This is a genomic window from Marinobacter sp. tcs-11 (assembly GCF_002049515.1).
GTDB classification, from domain to species: domain Bacteria; phylum Pseudomonadota; class Gammaproteobacteria; order Pseudomonadales; family Oleiphilaceae; genus Marinobacter; species Marinobacter nauticus.
Genome location: NZ_LLYU01000001.1, coordinates 326,871 through 342,419, shown reverse-complemented (window position 1 = coordinate 342,419; position 15,549 = coordinate 326,871). Strand labels below are relative to the sequence as shown.

Annotated in this window: 17 protein-coding genes; 11 read left to right on the top strand and 6 right to left on the bottom strand. The window is 59.2% G+C overall.

What is annotated here, in order from left to right; all coding sequences use genetic code 11:
* Positions 1–2: 2 nt before the first annotated feature.
* Positions 3–509, bottom strand: a complete 507-nt coding sequence (gene def / locus ARC85_RS01555) for a peptide deformylase (protein ID WP_198324811.1) — start codon at positions 507–509, stop codon at positions 3–5.
* Between the two features lie 464 nt (positions 510–973).
* On the opposite strand from def, the gene ARC85_RS01550 reads away from it, so the two are divergent.
* From ARC85_RS01550 to ARC85_RS01515, 8 genes are all read left to right on the top strand, one after another.
* Entirely contained in the window at positions 974–1,990 is a 1,017-nt protein-coding gene (locus ARC85_RS01550; protein ID WP_014420023.1) for a LysM peptidoglycan-binding domain-containing protein, read from the top strand.
* Positions 1,991–2,023: 33 nt separating this feature from the next.
* Entirely contained in the window at positions 2,024–3,241 is a 1,218-nt protein-coding gene (dprA, locus tag ARC85_RS01545; RefSeq protein ID WP_286714189.1) for a DNA-processing protein DprA, read from the top strand.
* Between the two features lie 15 nt (positions 3,242–3,256).
* Positions 3,257–3,829 carry an L-threonylcarbamoyladenylate synthase type 1 TsaC gene (tsaC, locus tag ARC85_RS01540; RefSeq protein ID WP_023011936.1) on the top strand — a complete coding sequence of 191 codons (573 nt, stop codon included), beginning with the start codon at positions 3,257–3,259 and terminating at the stop codon, positions 3,827–3,829.
* 8 nt (positions 3,830–3,837) lie between these two features.
* Positions 3,838–4,764: an oxygen-dependent coproporphyrinogen oxidase gene (gene hemF / locus ARC85_RS01535; protein WP_014420026.1), complete on the top strand. Its 927-nt coding sequence runs from the start codon at positions 3,838–3,840 to the stop codon at positions 4,762–4,764.
* Positions 4,757–5,584, top strand: a complete 828-nt coding sequence (aroE, locus tag ARC85_RS01530; protein WP_114434653.1) for a shikimate dehydrogenase — start codon at positions 4,757–4,759, stop codon at positions 5,582–5,584. The genes hemF and aroE overlap by 8 nt, the downstream gene beginning before the upstream one ends.
* 38 nt (positions 5,585–5,622) lie before the next feature.
* A complete protein-coding gene (locus ARC85_RS01525; protein WP_014420028.1) occupies positions 5,623–6,396 on the top strand; it encodes a motility protein A in 774 nt (257 codons plus the stop codon).
* Between the two features lie 3 nt (positions 6,397–6,399).
* Positions 6,400–7,233: a flagellar motor protein MotB gene (locus ARC85_RS01520; protein ID WP_286714188.1), complete on the top strand. Its 834-nt coding sequence runs from the start codon at positions 6,400–6,402 to the stop codon at positions 7,231–7,233.
* 125 nt (positions 7,234–7,358) lie between these two features.
* Positions 7,359–7,676 carry a PA4642 family protein gene (locus ARC85_RS01515; protein ID WP_014420030.1) on the top strand — a complete coding sequence of 106 codons (318 nt, stop codon included), beginning with the start codon at positions 7,359–7,361 and terminating at the stop codon, positions 7,674–7,676.
* Positions 7,677–7,715: 39 nt separating this feature from the next.
* Here the strand turns inward: ARC85_RS01515 and ARC85_RS01510 are convergent, their stop codons facing one another.
* Both ARC85_RS01510 and ARC85_RS01505 read right to left on the bottom strand, forming a co-directional pair.
* Positions 7,716–8,171, bottom strand: a complete 456-nt coding sequence (locus tag ARC85_RS01510) for an Hsp20/alpha crystallin family protein (RefSeq protein WP_286714187.1) — start codon at positions 8,169–8,171, stop codon at positions 7,716–7,718.
* Positions 8,172–8,361: 190 nt separating this feature from the next.
* Positions 8,362–8,901, bottom strand: a complete 540-nt coding sequence (locus ARC85_RS01505) for a gamma carbonic anhydrase family protein (protein ID WP_011783633.1) — start codon at positions 8,899–8,901, stop codon at positions 8,362–8,364.
* A 201-nt stretch (positions 8,902–9,102) separates the two neighbouring features.
* On the opposite strand from ARC85_RS01505, the gene prlC reads away from it, so the two are divergent.
* Together prlC and ARC85_RS01495 are read left to right on the top strand one after the other, a co-directional pair.
* The gene (gene prlC, locus ARC85_RS01500) at positions 9,103–11,148 is read left to right on the top strand and encodes an oligopeptidase A (protein ID WP_286714186.1); all 2,046 of its coding nucleotides are present in this window, start codon (positions 9,103–9,105) and stop codon (positions 11,146–11,148) included.
* A 56-nt stretch (positions 11,149–11,204) separates the two neighbouring features.
* Positions 11,205–11,456, top strand: a complete 252-nt coding sequence (locus tag ARC85_RS01495) for a YheV family putative zinc ribbon protein (protein WP_011783635.1) — start codon at positions 11,205–11,207, stop codon at positions 11,454–11,456.
* Positions 11,457–11,514: 58 nt separating this feature from the next.
* Here ARC85_RS01495 and ARC85_RS01490 read toward each other — a convergent pair whose 3' ends face one another.
* Together ARC85_RS01490 and ARC85_RS01485 are read right to left on the bottom strand one after the other, a co-directional pair.
* Entirely contained in the window at positions 11,515–12,837 is a 1,323-nt protein-coding gene (locus tag ARC85_RS01490) for a Na+/H+ antiporter family protein (protein WP_286714185.1), read from the bottom strand.
* 114 nt (positions 12,838–12,951) lie between these two features.
* Complete coding sequence (locus ARC85_RS01485) at positions 12,952–13,182, bottom strand: DUF1653 domain-containing protein (protein WP_011783637.1); 231 nt, start codon at positions 13,180–13,182, stop codon at positions 12,952–12,954.
* Between the two features lie 160 nt (positions 13,183–13,342).
* Here ARC85_RS01485 and ARC85_RS01480 point away from each other — a divergent pair, with 160 nt between their 5' ends.
* The gene (locus ARC85_RS01480) at positions 13,343–15,139 is read left to right on the top strand and encodes a sensor domain-containing diguanylate cyclase (RefSeq protein ID WP_286714184.1); all 1,797 of its coding nucleotides are present in this window, start codon (positions 13,343–13,345) and stop codon (positions 15,137–15,139) included.
* Between the two features lie 2 nt (positions 15,140–15,141).
* Here the strand turns inward: ARC85_RS01480 and ARC85_RS01475 are convergent, their stop codons facing one another.
* A complete protein-coding gene (locus tag ARC85_RS01475; protein ID WP_014420036.1) occupies positions 15,142–15,528 on the bottom strand; it encodes a DoxX family protein in 387 nt (128 codons plus the stop codon).
* Between the last annotated feature and the right edge of the window lie 21 nt (positions 15,529–15,549).

The following is a 15,549-nucleotide window of genomic DNA, read 5'->3' as shown; positions in this document are numbered from 1 at the left end:
CCTCAGGCGCTCTGCTTGTGCAGCTTTTCCAGCTTCTTGCGAATGCGATTACGTTTGAGCTGGCTCAGGTAATCGACAAACAGCTTGCCATTCAGGTGGTCCATTTCATGCTGGATGCAAACTGCCAGCAGGCCTTCAGCCTCCAGGACAAACTCCTTGCCGTCGCGATCCTTGGCGGTAATCCGGCAGTGCTCGATGCGCTTCACATCTTCATAGAAGCCCGGCACCGACAGGCAGCCTTCCTGCATGGCTTCGAGCTCGCCATCCAGCACTTCCACTTTCGGGTTGATGAACACCCGCGGCTCGGTTTTATCTTCGGACAGATCCATTACGATGATCTGCTTGTGTACATCCACCTGGGTCGCGGCCAGGCCAATGCCGCGGGCATCGTACATGGTCTCGAACATGTCGTCGATCAGCGTACGGATGTCATCGGTCACTTCCTCCACCGGCTTGGCGATGGTGCGAAGTCGTGGGTCCGGATACTCAAGAATTTCTCGAATCATAATGCTCTTGCTTCTGGCCTGTGTGTATCGGGCAATCTCTAATGTCAGCCTGTTTGACGGGCTGCCCAGCGCAGAATTTTACCATTTGTAACGCTGTGAAACCGATTGCCGAAATGCGACAGCGTACTGCGCAAATTTTCTTGGTCTGCCTATGATGAATCCAGAGATTCCGACAGTATGAACCGTTAATGCTGGCAGAGTTCCCGGGTTCAAGGTAATAACGTCCGCCTGACGGTGCCTATTATCCAATAATTCGCCGATTGAGTACAAACTGATCAGTTAATAGTTAAAATCTTTCACGAATGCGCTTCGATGGCTGCAGAAATCACTCGAAGAACAAAAGATAACATCACAAATTCCGGGACTTCTTCTATAGTAACGGGAATAACAACGTAATATGCTGCGGGGATTCTGCGGCGACATTACCGAACGCAAAGATTCAAGGCACGCGATCAAGGACATAAACAATGAGGAAACTGTTGTACGCTCTGGCAGCCTCTGCGCTGCTGTTTACCTCCTGGGCCCAGGCACAGCCGGAGCTGAGGTCTGATCATCCTGAGCGTTACACTGTCGTCAAAGGGGATACCCTCTGGGACATTTCAGCGCGATTCCTGAACAACCCGTGGTACTGGCCGGAAATCTGGCACGTGAACCCGCAGGTTGCCAACCCCCACCTGATCTATCCCGGTGACCGCCTGGCACTGGTGTACATCGATGGCAAGCCCCGGATTACCAAGGTCGCGACCAGCGATGTGGTGAAGCTCTCGCCCCAGGTTCGTTCCGAGGCCATCGACACACCAATACCGGCCATCCCCCTGGATGCCATCGCCAGTTTCCTGACCGAAACCCGTATTGTCAGCCCGGAGGAAATCAACGGTGCGCCCTATGTGCTTGAGGGTGAGGACGGCCGCATCATCACCGGCGCCGGTGACCGTATTTACGCTCGCGGCGAGAAGCCGGCCGATCGCGTGGGTATTTTCCGTCGCAGTAAGGAATTTGTGGATCCGGACACCGGCGAGTTCCTTGGCCTGGAAGCCCGGAGCATTGCCCGCGGCAACGTTAATGCCGAAAACGGTGATGTGCTGACCGTAGGCATTACCAAATCCAGTGAGGAAGTGCGTATTGGCGACCGGCTACTGGTGAATGAAGATCGCCGGCTGACCACCAGCTTCGTGCCCAGCTCGCCGGATAGTGAGATCGAAGGCAAGATGATTTCTGTCGATGGCGGTGTCAGCCAGATCGGTCAGTACGATGTGGTCGCCATTAACCGTGGTGAGCGCGAAGGCCTGGCGGCCGGTAATGTGCTGGCGGTGCTGAAGGCGGGCAACATGGTTCGTGACCCGGTCACCGGCGAAACCATTGAATTGCCGTCTGAGCGGGCTGGCCTGCTGATGGTGTTCCAGGCCTATGAGAAAATGAGCTACGGTCTGGTGCTGCAGGCAACGCGGCCCCTCTCGGTGGGTGACAAGGTCACCAATCCCTGAGGCCGCGCGTTTGATGAGTTGAAGGAATAAGACATGGCCGGGCCGGAATGCCCGGCCATTGTTGTTTTCAAGGAAGAGAAAATGTCAGATCAGGAATTTCTGCAAACACCGGCAGGCCAGTGGCTGCTGCTGTCACTGCTGCCCCGGTTCGGAATCCCCCTCAGGGAGCGGATTCTGGGTTCTGTTGATACGCTCACCGATATCCTGCCCCTGAATGCTGCCACGCTTCGCGCCATGGGGCTTGGCGGCGATGCCGTGGAGGCGATTGTCGCCTGGCAGGCGGGTGATCTCAGCCAGGGCGTCATTGCCCGGGCACTGGATATCTATCGCCAATGTCGGGAACGGGGTATTGGCGTGCTCGGACAGGGCCAGGCGCCCTACCCGGAATGCCTGCGACATATCCACAATGCGCCTCTGGTGCTCTATACCCTGGGTAACGTTGAGTTATTGCAACGGGACCAGCTGGGCGTGGTCGGCAGCCGCAACGCTACCCGGGCGGGGCTGGACCATGCCCGCCAGTTTTCGGCGGAACTCAGCCGGCGGGGGCTGCTGATCACCAGTGGTCTGGCCCTCGGGATAGATGGCGCAGCCCACGCCGGCGCCCTGGACTCTGGCTACCCGACACTGGCGGTGGTGGGTTGCGGCCTGGACCGGCTGTATCCTGCCCAGCATCGTAAGCTGGCCCATCGCATCATCGGGAACGGCTTGATTGTTTCTGAGTACCCGCCGGGCACCCAGGCACGGGCCGCCTATTTCCCCCAGCGTAACCGCATTATCAGTGGCCTCGCCCGGGGCGTGCTGGTGGTGGAGGCCAGTCTGCGGAGCGGTTCACTAATTACCGCCCGAACCGCCCTCGAGCAGGGGCGGGAGGTGTTTGCCATTCCCGGTTCGGTGCACAGCCCGGTGGCCCGGGGTTGTCACCAGCTGATTCGCCAGGGCGCCCGGCTGGTGGAGACCGCCGATGACGTGATGGAGGAACTGGGTACCTGGTGGTCCATGCAGGCGCAGCCCGCAGAACCGGAAGCAACAGAGAATTCGTCAGACCTGTCGTTTCTGGACAGCCGGGAAATCGCGGTATTCGAGGCTTTGGGGTATGATCCGCAGTCTACCGATGCACTGAGCCTTGCCACGGGTTTGCCCGCGGATCAGTTGCTGCAGTCACTACTGATCCTGGAGCTTGAGGGCCTCGCCCATGCCTGCCCGGGTGGTTATCAGCGCACCGGTCGGGACCTTGTTCATTGTTCTGCATGAGGGCGCCGATATCTGATGGCGGATACATCTTCTCCGAGTTTTCTTCAACTGGCTCTTGCCCGCCAGACGGTACTGGCAGGCGGAGTAATCGCCTATCCCACGGAAGCGGTGTGGGGACTGGGGTGCGATCCCTGGAACCGGGAGGCGGTCGAATACATCCTTGAGCTCAAGCGGCGACCCATGGAGAAGGGCGTGATACTGGTGGCAGCCTCGGTTGAACAGGTGCGTTTCCTGCTGGATCCGTTGCCCGACGCCGTTCAGAGCGAGGCTCTGCGCCACTGGCCAGGGCCGGTCACCTGTCTGTTGCCGGACGTAAACCAGCAGGTGCCGGAGTGGGTCCGCGGCAAACACAGTTCCATCGCCGTTCGGGTCAGTGATCATCCGGTGGTGCGGGCCTTGTGTGAGGCGACGGGTATGCCGCTGGTCAGTACCTCATGCAATCCGGCGGGGCGTCAGCCAGCCCGTGCGATCTGGCAGGTGCGGCGCTATTTCGGCGACCGCATAGATCGTATTGTCCCCGGTGCGCTGGGCGGCAATCGCAAGCCCAGTCGCATTATTGATATTGTTACCGGTCAACAGTTTCGCTAGGAGAATTCATGTCACAGCAGCCGGATATCCAGGCCGTCAAGGACTACCTCATCGGTCTTCAGGAGCGGATTTGTCAGCGGCTGGAAACGGTCGATGGCCAGGCATCGTTTATCCGTGACAGTTGGCAGCGGCCGGAAGGCGGTGGCGGTATCAGCCGCGTACTGGCCGACGGTGGTGTTATCGAGAAGGGCGGCGTTAACTTTTCCCACGTGATGGGCGAGACCATGCCAGCGTCTGCCACGGCTCACCGCCCTCACCTGGCGGGCGCACCCTGGCAGGCCATGGGGGTGTCGCTGGTGATTCATCCGAACAATCCATACGTGCCCACCTCTCATGCCAACGTGCGCTTTTTCATCGCTACGCCGGAGGACAGCGCTCCGGTGTACTGGTTCGGTGGTGGCTATGACCTCACGCCCTATTACGGATTTGAGGAAGACTGCGTGCACTGGCACCGCACCGCAAAGGCAGCCTGCCAGCCATTCGGTGACTCCGTCTACGCGGACTACAAGCGCTGGTGCGACGACTATTTCTACCTCAAACACCGGCAGGAGCCACGGGGCGTTGGCGGGCTGTTCTTCGATGACTACAACACCGGCGATTTCGACCGTGACTTTGCCTTTATGCAGGCCGTGGGCGACAGTTACATTGAGGCCTACGAGCCGATTGTGCGCCGGCGTATGGATCAGCCCTGGGGGGAACGGGAGCGGGAATTCCAGCTCTACCGCCGGGGCCGCTATGTCGAGTTTAACCTGGTGTACGACCGGGGCACGCTGTTTGGACTGCAGTCGGGCGGCCGGACCGAGTCTATCCTGATGTCCCTGCCCCCGTTGGTGCGCTGGGATTACGACCGCCGTCCGGAGCCAGGCACTGAGGAAGCCCGGCTGACCGAGTATTTTCTGACCGGCCGTGACTGGTTGGAGGAACGTAATGACTAGCGATCTGTATGCCGTGGTGGGCAACCCCATCAGCCACAGCAAATCACCCCGTATCCACAGCCTGTTTGCCCAACAGACCGGTGAGGCCGTGGAATACACCGCGATTCAGGCGCCGCTGGAGGATTTCGCCGGCACCGTTCATCACTTCTTTGACCACGGCGGCAAGGGTCTGAACATTACGGTGCCGTTCAAGGAACAGGCCTGGACCCTGGCTGAGCACCGGACTCACCGGGCCGAGCTGGCAGGTGCCGCCAATACTCTCTATCTGGATCAAGAAGACCAGCTGGTGGCCGATAACACAGATGGTGTGGGTATTGTTCGCGACCTCCGGGACAACCATGGCGTGCCTCTGAAGGGCGCGCGTGTGCTGGTGCTGGGCGCTGGTGGTGCGGTGCGCGGTGTGCTCGGGCCTCTGCTGGACGAGCAGCCCGCCAGTGTGGTTGTGGCCAATCGCACTGTCGCCAGGGCCGAAGCGCTGGCCCGGCTGTTCGGCCGGGAACACAGTGGCATTGAACTCTCGGCCTGTGGTTTTGAGCAGGTCGAAGGACCGTTTGATCTGGTGATCAACGGCACCAGCGCCAGCCTGAAGGGTGATTTGCCAGCCATTACGGCAGATGTGATCGGCGCAGATACCGTGGTCTACGACATGATGTATTCTCTGCAGACCACCACGTTTAACCAGTGGGCCCTGGATCATGGTGCCGTACGCGTGTTTGACGGTCTGGGTATGTTGGTGGAACAGGCTGCCGAAGCTTTTTTCGTGTGGCGGGGCGTACGCCCGGAAACCTCGGCCGTCATCGAGGAACTGAGAACAGACTGAGGCAGGCGATGCAGCCGAGCCGTCGATAAGGGTCAGTTATGGATATTCTTACGCTTGTCGGGTTGCTAGCCGGAACCCTGATTGTGTTGCTCGCCATGTTGGCGAATGCAACCGTACTTACCTTTCTGAACCTGCCTGGCCTGGCCATCGTACTCGGGGGTACGTTTGCCGTAACCCTGATCAAATTCCGGATGCCCTCCGTGCTGAGTGCTTTCCGACTGGCTTTCCGCGCAGCCTTTACGGACCGGTTGGCGCGCCCGGCGGAACTGATTCGGGAAGTGGGCGTGCTGGCCCGGGTGGTTCGCAAGGAGGGCATTCTGGGTCTGGAGAACCATGACACCAAGGACGAGTTCCTGCAGAAAGCCATCAACCTCTGTGTCGATGGCCACCCGCCGGAACTGGTGGAAGAGGCCCTGTTGCAGGACAGCCAGCAGACCGCCGAACGCTACGAAGTGGCGGAACGGGTGTTCCGCGGCATTGGCGAATCGGCACCGGCCATCGGCATGCTCGGTACCCTGGTGGGGCTGGTGCAAATGCTCAATACCCTTGATGATCCTTCCTCTATTGGTCCGGCCATGGCCATTGCTCTGCTGACCACCCTGTACGGCGCATTCATTGCCCAGCTGATGGCGTTACCCCTGGCCGACAAGTTGCAGCTGAAGGCGGAAGACGATGCCCGTAACCAGATGCTGATCATTACCTCCATCAAGAGCATCATGCGCGGTGAAAACCCCAGGGTTATGACCGAACTGCTGTCTTCCTACGTGTCTCCGGAACACCGCACCAACCTCGAACCCGAGCGGGAGGCCTGAGGTTTGCAACCGGCACGGCCACTGAAAAAGAACCGGGGCAAGAAAGGCACCCCGGACTGGATCGTGACGTTTGCCGATCTGGCCACACTGCTGCTGACGTTTTTTATTCTGCTGCTGTCCTTCGCCGAAATGGATGTGGAAAAGTACCGGGCCATGGCCAACTCCATGTCGCTGGCCTTTGGCTCCAGCAACGTGGTGGCGGAGGACGTGGGTGGCTCCCCTATTACCCTGGTTGAATCGGATACCGTCTCGCTGCCCGAACCGTCGGAGTCGTTGCAACAACAACCTGAGTTTATTGATGAGCGTACCGAGCGCTCGGAAACCCGGCAGATACCCGGCGGTGTGCTGGACCTGGCCGGGCGTCTGGTTCGGGAACTGGAAGAGGAAGTGGCTTCCGAAACCCTGCATGTGAACTACGACGAGGATCAGGTGGTTATCCGGTTCTCGGAGGAAGCGACCTTCCGCTCTGGCGACGCCACCATCAAGCCGGAAATGATCCCGATCATCGAGCGTGTGGTGAGCGTCCTGTCCGCCTGTAGCGGGGATGTGGTGGTTTCCGGGCATTCCGACGATCGACCGATTTCCAGCAGTCAGTACCGCTCAAACTGGGACCTGTCTGCTGCCCGGGCGGTCTCGGTGGTGCATGAACTGGTACTCAACCGGGATATCCCCGCCGAGCGGGTCGTTGCCGCTGGCCGTGCCGAGACCCGGCCACTGGCCCCCAACACCAGCCCGGAAAACCGCGCTATCAATCGCCGGGTGGAAATCGCCATCGGTAACCCCGAATGCAGTGATGAAGTGCCCACCGCAGACCTGCCGGTGGAAATCCTGCCCTGAGACGCCGGTATGTACCACCCGCCTTATGCTCGCAGCGCAGATACTCATAGTGGATTCATATAACCTCTGCTCATTCAAAGCCTTATACTGTGCGCCCTGAATTGCACACAGCAGGAGATGCCAGCATGAGCGGACCGGACAAACCGAAAGTCATTGGTGAGGAATGGAGTGACGAGCGGGTAAAGAGCTATCTCGACCTGACCCCCTGGGACCGAAGCATCAATGCCGATTATTTCGTGCTGAGTCGGGCTTATGAATCTATGCGGGCCGAAGACTTCGAGCGCTTTATCAGCTTCTTTGTTGAAGCCGGTCGTGACCTGAATGCTGAAGACGAACACGGAGCAACCATTCTGGATCGGGTCGCCCGCCACCGGCGTAGTGCAGAGTATGCCCGCGTCTTGGAAAACGCCGGCGCACAAAAAAAGGCAGCGGCCGGGAATTGATTCCCGGCAAGGCTGCCTTGCAGGCTCGAAGGCGAGGGCTTACTTTACCTCGACTTCGATGGCCTTCGGTTCTTTGGGTTCGGCCTTCTGGATGCTCAGTGTCAGCAGGCCGTCCTTGAAATTGGCCTTCACACTGTTCTCATCCACGTTGTCCGGCAAGGTGAACCGGCGCATAAAGCTGCCGTAGAACCGTTCAATGCGGTGCAGCTTCTTGTCCTTGGTTTCCTCTTCGCTCTTGCGCTCGCCCTGAATGGTAAGTACGCCGTCGTGCACGGTCACCTTCACGTCGTCTTTGCTCATACCCGGCAGCTCGGCTTCCACCATGAAGGCCTCCGGGGTCTCCTTGATATCCACCGCCGGGGCCCAGTCACTGCGGCTGAACAGATCCTTACCTTCCCGTTCTCCGTTGGTGCCGGCCAGGCCGAACATCCGGTTGTAGCGGTTCATCATGTCTTCGAACTCACTGATCGGATTCCAGCGTGTAATGTTGCTCATGGGAACTCCTCCAATAACGATGTCGAATCTGAGATGGTCATCAGCTTCGCTCGCGGAACAGCTCCAACCCGGTGGCGCCCCCGGATGGACTCCGTGAACTTCTGCTATTCTCGAAAGTAGGTGCAGGCGGGTATTTTTCAAGGTGCCCCTGATCAGAATTTGATCTGAATCAGGGGCGGTTGGTCAGGGCTTATTCGGCAGGGTTCAGGTATTCGTCTTTCAGTTTGACATAGTTGGCGGCGGTGTATTTGAAGAACGTTTTTTCCTTGTCGCTCAGGGCTCGGGCCTGCTTGCACGGGGAGCCCACGTACAGGTAGCCGGATTCCAGGCGTTTGCCTGGCGGTACCAGGGTGCCGGCGCCGATAATGACTTCATCTTCCACCACGGCGCCGTCCATCACGGTACAGCCCATGCCGACCAGAACCCGGCTGCCAATGGTGCAGCCATGCAAAAGGGCTTTGTGGCCAACGGTCACGTCGTCGCCCAGGATCAGCGGCCAGCCGCCGGGGTTGTAGTCGCTGGCGTGGGTGATGTGCAGCACCGAGCCGTCCTGGATGCTGCAACGGTCGCCGATGCGGATCTTGTGCATGTCGCCTCGGATTACGGTCATGGGCCAGACCGAGCAATCCTCCCCCATTTGTACATCTCCGATGACCACGGCGCTGTCGTCTACCCAGGTGCGTTCGCCAAATTGTGGTGTGATACCCTTGTGAGTTCGTACATTCGCCATTACATATACCTCAATGCTGTCCAAGTGCGGTGCAAGGTGCCGGTGGGGGATGGCTTTCAGAAACACGCTCCTTCGGCACATCCCTGTGACGCTTGAGTTCCGCCATCCCTGGCTCCACACAGTTTCTGAAAGCCATCCCCCACCGGCACCCCGTAAGTTGGTGCAAGCTATCTCATAAACGAACAGCTGAGAAGGGGACCTATGAATAACCCGCTACTGACTGACGATCTGTTGCCGAAGTTCGGCCATATCCGTACCGAGCACATGGAAACGGCCATAGACCAGATTCTCAGCGAGAACCGGATGAAGATCCAGACGCTGGCCCAGCAGGAGGATCCCAGTTGGGAAACTCTGGCTCAGCCCATGCAGGAGCTGGAAAACAAGCTAAGCAATGCCTGGTCGGTGATCTCCCACCTGAACGGTGTCATGAACAACGATGACCTGCGCAAAGTGTACAAGAACTGCCTGGAAAAACTGACTGAATACAGTACCGAAGTCAGCCAGAACAGTGTCTTGTGTGAGGCCTATAAAAAACTGGCCGCCCGCGATGATTTCCACAATCTGAGCGAATCCCAGCGCAAGTCCATCGACAACATCCTGCGGGATTTCCGGCTCGGTGGTGTGGATCTGCCCGAGGACAAGAAAAAGCGTTACGCGGAACTGTCCCGGGAGCTGGCGGAACTGTCCAACAAGTTCAGCGATAACGTGCTGGACGCCACCCAGCACTGGTACAAACACATCACCGATGTGGACGAGCTGTCCGGTCTGCCCGAAACGGCCATTGAAGGCGCCAGGCAGGCGGCCCGGCAGAAGGAGCTGGACGGTTATGTGATTACCCTGGATTTCCCCAGTTTCTATCCGGTGATGACCTACGGTGACAACCGCAGCCTGCGCCGGGAAGTGTACGAGGCGTTTGTGACCCGGGCGTCAGATCAGGGCCCGGATGCGGCGAAGTGGGATAATACCCCGGTGATGGCTGAGATTCTCAAGCGTCGCCATGCCCTCGCCCAGTTGCTCGGATTCGACAACTACGCCGAGCGTTCGTTGGCCACCAAGATGGCCCGCAGTGTCGATGAGGTGATGGAGTTCCTGAATCAGTTGGCGGCGAAATCCAAGCCCCAGGCGGAGAAGGAGTTCGCCGAGCTGAAGGCTTTTGTGAAAGACGAATACGGCGTCGAGGATCTTCAGGCCTGGGATGTGGGTTATTTCAGCGAGAAGCTGCGCCAGAAGCGTTATGACATTTCTCCGGAAACCCTGCGCCCCTGGTTCCCGGTGGACAAGGTGGTGCCGGGCCTGTTCCGGGTGGCAGAGAAGCTGTTTGATGTTCAGATCGAAGCCCATCCGGAGGTGGAAACCTGGCACGAGAATGCCCAAGCCTACTGTATCAGTCGCCACGGCGAGCCGATTGCCTGGTTCTACCTGGATCTCTATGCCCGCCAGGGCAAACGCGGTGGTGCCTGGATGGCGGACTGCCGGGTGCGCTGGCGCGATTTGCGCGGCCGGTTGCAGTTGCCAGTGGCGTTCCTGACCTGCAACTTCACGCCACCGGTGGACGGCAAGCCGGCATTGCTGACTCACGACGAAGTCACCACCCTGTTCCACGAATTCGGTCATGGTCTGCATCACATGCTGACCCAGGTCGAGGTGATGGATGTGTCGGGTATTAACGGTGTGGCCTGGGATGCGGTGGAGTTGCCCAGCCAGTTCCTGGAGAACTGGTGCTGGAATCCGGAGTCGCTGGCGCTGATTGCCAGTCACCATGAAACCGGAGAACCGCTGCCGGAAGATCTGCTGCAGAAACTGTTGGCGGCCAAGAACTTCCAGTCCGGGATGGCCATGGTGCGGCAGCTGGAGTTCTCGCTGTTCGATTTCCGGTTGCACGCGGAATTCAGCGAGCAGGCGCCGACCAATCCGCTCGACATGCACCGGACAGTGCGGGAAGAGATTGCCGTGGTTCAGGCGCCGGAGTTCAATCGTTTTCCGAATGCTTTCTCCCACATTTTCGCCGGGGGCTACGCGGCGGGCTATTACAGCTACAAGTGGGCGGAAGTGCTGGCGGCCGATGCGTTCTCGCTGTTTGAGGAGAATGGTATTTTTGATCCGGAAACCGGCAAGGCCTTCCTGCACAACATTCTGGAGAAAGGCGGCTCGCAGGAGCCCATGGAGCTGTTCAAGGCGTTCCGGGGCCGGGAGCCCGAGGTGGATGCCTTGCTGAAGCAGACCGGCATTACGGACGAAGCGGCCTGATACAAACACGCCCGGTGGTCGTACTGGCCATCGGGTGACTTATCTGGAGTTGAATTATGGCGAGTCCGAAACGCTTTATCGCCGGCGCTGTCTGTCCCCGTTGTGCGGAGATGGACAAGATCATGATGTTTACCGATGACCACGGTGAGCAGGTGCGCGAATGCGTGGCATGCGGGTTTACCGATGCCATGTCCGATCAGGAGCAGCCGGCGGCACCGGAGATCGAGACCCGGGTGAACAAGCGCGACAACAAGGATGATCACACGGTAAAACAGGTGGTGTTCTTCAAGTCCGGTTCAGAAGACTGATCCCCCGGCTTGCCTGGCCGTCTTTGGCCGGCGGCAAACCGAGGGTGTTGCCGGTGCCTCAGAGCACCATGGCGGCCAGCCAGCCGAAGGCCAGCAGTGGCAGGTTGTAGTGCAGGAACGTGGGCACCACGGTATCCCAGATGTGGTTGTGCTGGCCATCCACATTCAGGCCGGCGGTGGGGCCAAGGGTGGAGTCTGATGCCGGAGAGCCGGCATCGCCCAGAGCACCCGCCGTGCCCACCAGGGCTACGATGGCCAAGGGGCTGAAGCCCAGTTGCAGGGCCAGTGGCACATACAGGGCGGCGATAATGGGGATGGTGGAGAATGATGACCCGATGCCCATGGTAATCAACAGGCCCACCACCAGCATCAGCAATGCTGCCAGCGCCTTGTTCTCGCCTATGACGGCGACCGAACCTTCCACCAGAGTGGCGATTTCGCCGGTTTCCCGCATGACTTCCGCAAAGCCGTTGGCGGCAATCATGATGAAGCCGATCATGGCCAGCATTTTCATGCCTTCTGTGAACAGGTCGTCGGCTTCTTTCCACTTCACCACGCCAGAGACATTGAACAGCACGAAGCCGGCCAGGGCGCCCAGGATCATGGAGCCAAGCCAGAGTTGCACCACGAATGCCACGGCAATGGCGACCAGCGCCATCACCAGCGTTCTGGGACTGTATTTCACATCCACACGCTCGGTCTGTTCGATGCGCTTGAGGTCATAGCCGCGACCGCCCCGGTAGCTGAAGAAGACCGCAATCAGCAGGCCAAGGAGCATGCCCAGGGCCGGTAGTGCCATGGCAGACATAACGTTCAGGTTGCTGGCATCCACCCCGTTGTCGGCCACATTGGCCAGCAGGATTTCGTTCAGATAGATACCGCCAAAGCCTACCGGCAGGAACATGTAAGGCGTGATCAGGCCGAAGGTCAGCACGCAGGCCACCAGCCGTCGATCCATGTTCAGCTTCGCCATCACATACAGCAGTGGCGGCACGACCAGTGGAATGAATGCGATGTGAATCGGCAGGATATTCTGGGACGACACGGCAATGGCCAGCAGCAGACCGATGATCATGAACCGGATGCCGGTGGCAGCGCCCCCTTCATCCTGTCGGCCCACCATGGCCAGGGTCTTGTCGGCCAGGGCATGGGCCAGCCCCGATTTGCCAATGGCGACGGCAAAGGCGCCCAAGGTGGCATAGGACAAGGCCACGGTGGCACCACCGCCCAGGCCGGTATTGAAGGCATTGATGGTCTCTTCAAGGGACATGCCCGCCACCAGGCCACCGGAAATGGCGCCGATGATCAGGGCAACAACAACGTGGATGCGGCACAGGCTCAGTACGAGCATGATCAGTACCGCGGCAACTACGGCATTCATGGCAAACTCCGGATAGGAATCGAGGGTATACCGGCACCTTTTGGGCGCCGGCAGCACGAAAAGTGCGCTAATGTGCAGGAAATGGCCGCCGCAGTCAAAACGGTTGTGTAACCGTTACTCGTCCTCAACCCGCATGAAACGGGGAACCTGTTCGCCGGCCACATCGACGGTTTCCAGAAACATGGGGAGCGGGCGAACCCATAGACTATGGTCGCCGTACAGGCAGCGATAGACCACCAGCGGCTCTTCGGTTTCGCTGTGGCGGGCCACGCCGATCACGTCGTAGTCCTTGCCTTTGTAGTGCCGGTAGCGGCCGGGCTGAACCGTGTGTCTGCGTTCGGGCATGTCTTCCTCTCTGGTGGTAGCGGGGCTTTACCCCTTAATTTCGTCGGACTTGAGCCGGATATCCGTCTACACTGTTTGTGAAGCACGGTTGGTTATGGTATTTCCCATCAGAACACAACAGTGTAGTTCAAGCACTTCGGGCCGGAAATTACAGACAAGAATGAACGGGCGCATTTCCCGCAGAACAGGCATATTCCTTACCTTGCTGCTGTGCTTGGCCTTCAATGCTGCCCATGCCGAGCCGGTATCCTTCCAGTGGTTGTCGGTACCTCAGGGGGCCAGGGATGTCGAGGCAGTCCGTGCCATCGGGCCTGACCAGTGGCAGACGGTTTCGGCTGGCCAGACCCTGAACCGGGGATTCAGTGACGACGAATTCTGGTTGCAGGTACCGGTGCCGGCACAACCCGCTAACCGGGTTCTGGAACTGGGCTATCCGCTGCTCGATGAAGTGTCGGTGTATTGGGAACTGGATGGCCGGATTATCGAATCCCATCACACCGGGGACACCCGGCCGTTCGACAGCCGGCCGATTGTGCACCGCAATTTCGTCTTTCTGGTGCCGTCCAATACCGAGCCGGTCACCGCCTGGATTCGTGTGCAGACCCAGGGCTCGGTTCAGGTTCCCGTCGCGGTAACCCCGTCCGCCGAATTTCTTGCTAACGAGCAGATTTCCTATGGCTGGCAGACCATGTTCCTGGGAATCGTGGTCGCTCTGGCCCTGTATAACCTGTTTCTGTTCCTGATTGTCCGCCACCAGACCTACCTCTGGTATGTGCTGACGGTTGTCTGTTCCGGTGCTGTGCAGCTCAACTTCAATGGCCTGCTGTTCCAGTGGTTCTGGCCTGACGTGCCGTGGATCAACCGTTACTTCACTGTGCCGGTGGTCAGTGCCGCGCTGATTGCGGCCATTGTTTTCACCATGAAATTCCTGTTGGTCAAGAGTTACTCGCGCTGGGGTTATCGGATTCTTCAGGCACTGCTGGCGGTCAACCTGTTGGGTCTGATCTATGGTTTCCTCGGTTCTTACCAGGTGGGCATTATCTGGATAAGCAGTCTGGCTGCGTTCGCGACCCCGGTGGCCTGGCTGATTGGTATCAATGTCTGGCGCAGGGGCCAGATCCTGGGCGGCTTTTATGTACTTGCCTGGACGCCCTTGCTGCTGGGGCATCTGGTGCTGGCGGTCAGCAAGCTGGGCTGGATTCCGCGCAGTCCGTTTACCGAGTTGGCGCCCCAGGCCGGGGTGGCGGTTGAGGTGATTCTGCTGTCGTTTGCCCTGGCCTACCGGATCAACATGGAGCGCCGGCGCCGGCAACAGGCCCAGGAGCATGCCCTGGACATACAGCGCCAGGCCAACCTGACCCTGGAATCCCGGGTTCGGGAACGCACCGAGGAGCTGGAGCAGGCAAACGAGCAGTTGCGGGCCATCAGTCTGACCGATGGCCTGACTCACGTCGCCAACCGGCGCCGGTTTGATGAGAAACTGGAAACCGAGTGGAACCGGGCGTTGCGTCACGAGCATGAACTGAGCCTGATTCTGCTGGATATTGACCACTTCAAGCAGGTGAACGACCGCTTCGGTCATCTGGTGGGGGACGATTGCCTGGTGGCGCTGGCCTCGATTCTGTCCGATGAAGTCCAGCGCTCTGGGGACCTGGTGGCTCGTTACGGCGGTGAGGAGTTCGCCATTCTGCTGCCCACCACGGATGTAGCCGGCGCGCAGCAAGTGGCGGAACGGATGCGGCTGTCGGTCGCCCGAACGCCGGTCAACAGCGGCGAGCACATGTCGCCGGTCAGCCTGACCATCAGTCTCGGTGTGGCGACATTGACCCCCAACCGGCAATCCGATTGTCAGGAACTGATTCGCCGCGCCGATGAGGCGCTCTATGCCGCCAAGTCTGATGGGCGCAATCGGGTGGTGGTCTGGCACCCGAAAGCGGTTGCCCCCACCACCGGCTGACCTCAGTTCTTGAGCTTGTACCGACCCGGCCCCAGGAAAATCAGCGCCAGTGCGGTGAACAGGAAGAAGCCCTGAAGTTCCAGCGCCCAGCCGCCATTGCTGCTCAGGGTCAACAGCTGATGGCCATGCACCAGGGCGATGGCGACGATCATGTTGAAGACAATGATCAGGGCGCCAATGCGGGTCTGGTATCCGAGAATCACCATCAGCGGTGCAATGACTTCCCCGATATAGACGCCGTAGGCCAGGATCGTGGGCAGGCCATGGCTGGCCAGCTGGCCTTCGATAAAGCCAATGCCATTGAGCAGTTTGGCGATGCCGTGGAACAGCAGTAACCCGCCCAGTGTCAGCCGTACAATCAGTTTTCCAAGATCGGCATTATCCAGCACGTTTGGCCTCCTCAGTGTTGT

What these genes read in the sequence shown, in the direction of transcription:
- ARC85_RS01505 (WP_011783633.1), bottom strand. Translation starts at nt 8,901, where the DNA reads ATGGCGAATGTACGAACTCACAAGGGTATCACACCACAATTTGGCGAA.
- tsaC (WP_023011936.1), top strand. Translation starts at nt 3,257, where the DNA reads ATGGCGGATACATCTTCTCCGAGTTTTCTTCAACTGGCTCTTGCCCGC.
- prlC (WP_286714186.1), top strand. Translation starts at nt 9,103, where the DNA reads ATGAATAACCCGCTACTGACTGACGATCTGTTGCCGAAGTTCGGCCAT.
- ARC85_RS01525 (WP_014420028.1), top strand. Translation starts at nt 5,623, where the DNA reads ATGGATATTCTTACGCTTGTCGGGTTGCTAGCCGGAACCCTGATTGTG.
- ARC85_RS01550 (WP_014420023.1), top strand. Translation starts at nt 974, where the DNA reads ATGAGGAAACTGTTGTACGCTCTGGCAGCCTCTGCGCTGCTGTTTACC.
- dprA (WP_286714189.1), top strand. Translation starts at nt 2,024, where the DNA reads ATGGCCGGGCCGGAATGCCCGGCCATTGTTGTTTTCAAGGAAGAGAAA.
- ARC85_RS01495 (WP_011783635.1), top strand. Translation starts at nt 11,205, where the DNA reads ATGGCGAGTCCGAAACGCTTTATCGCCGGCGCTGTCTGTCCCCGTTGT.
- ARC85_RS01510 (WP_286714187.1), bottom strand. Translation starts at nt 8,171, where the DNA reads ATGAGCAACATTACACGCTGGAATCCGATCAGTGAGTTCGAAGACATG.
- aroE (WP_114434653.1), top strand. Translation starts at nt 4,757, where the DNA reads ATGACTAGCGATCTGTATGCCGTGGTGGGCAACCCCATCAGCCACAGC.
- ARC85_RS01485 (WP_011783637.1), bottom strand. Translation starts at nt 13,182, where the DNA reads ATGCCCGAACGCAGACACACGGTTCAGCCCGGCCGCTACCGGCACTAC.
- ARC85_RS01480 (WP_286714184.1), top strand. Translation starts at nt 13,343, where the DNA reads ATGAACGGGCGCATTTCCCGCAGAACAGGCATATTCCTTACCTTGCTG.
- ARC85_RS01515 (WP_014420030.1), top strand. Translation starts at nt 7,359, where the DNA reads ATGAGCGGACCGGACAAACCGAAAGTCATTGGTGAGGAATGGAGTGAC.
- hemF (WP_014420026.1), top strand. Translation starts at nt 3,838, where the DNA reads ATGTCACAGCAGCCGGATATCCAGGCCGTCAAGGACTACCTCATCGGT.
- ARC85_RS01490 (WP_286714185.1), bottom strand. Translation starts at nt 12,837, where the DNA reads ATGAATGCCGTAGTTGCCGCGGTACTGATCATGCTCGTACTGAGCCTG.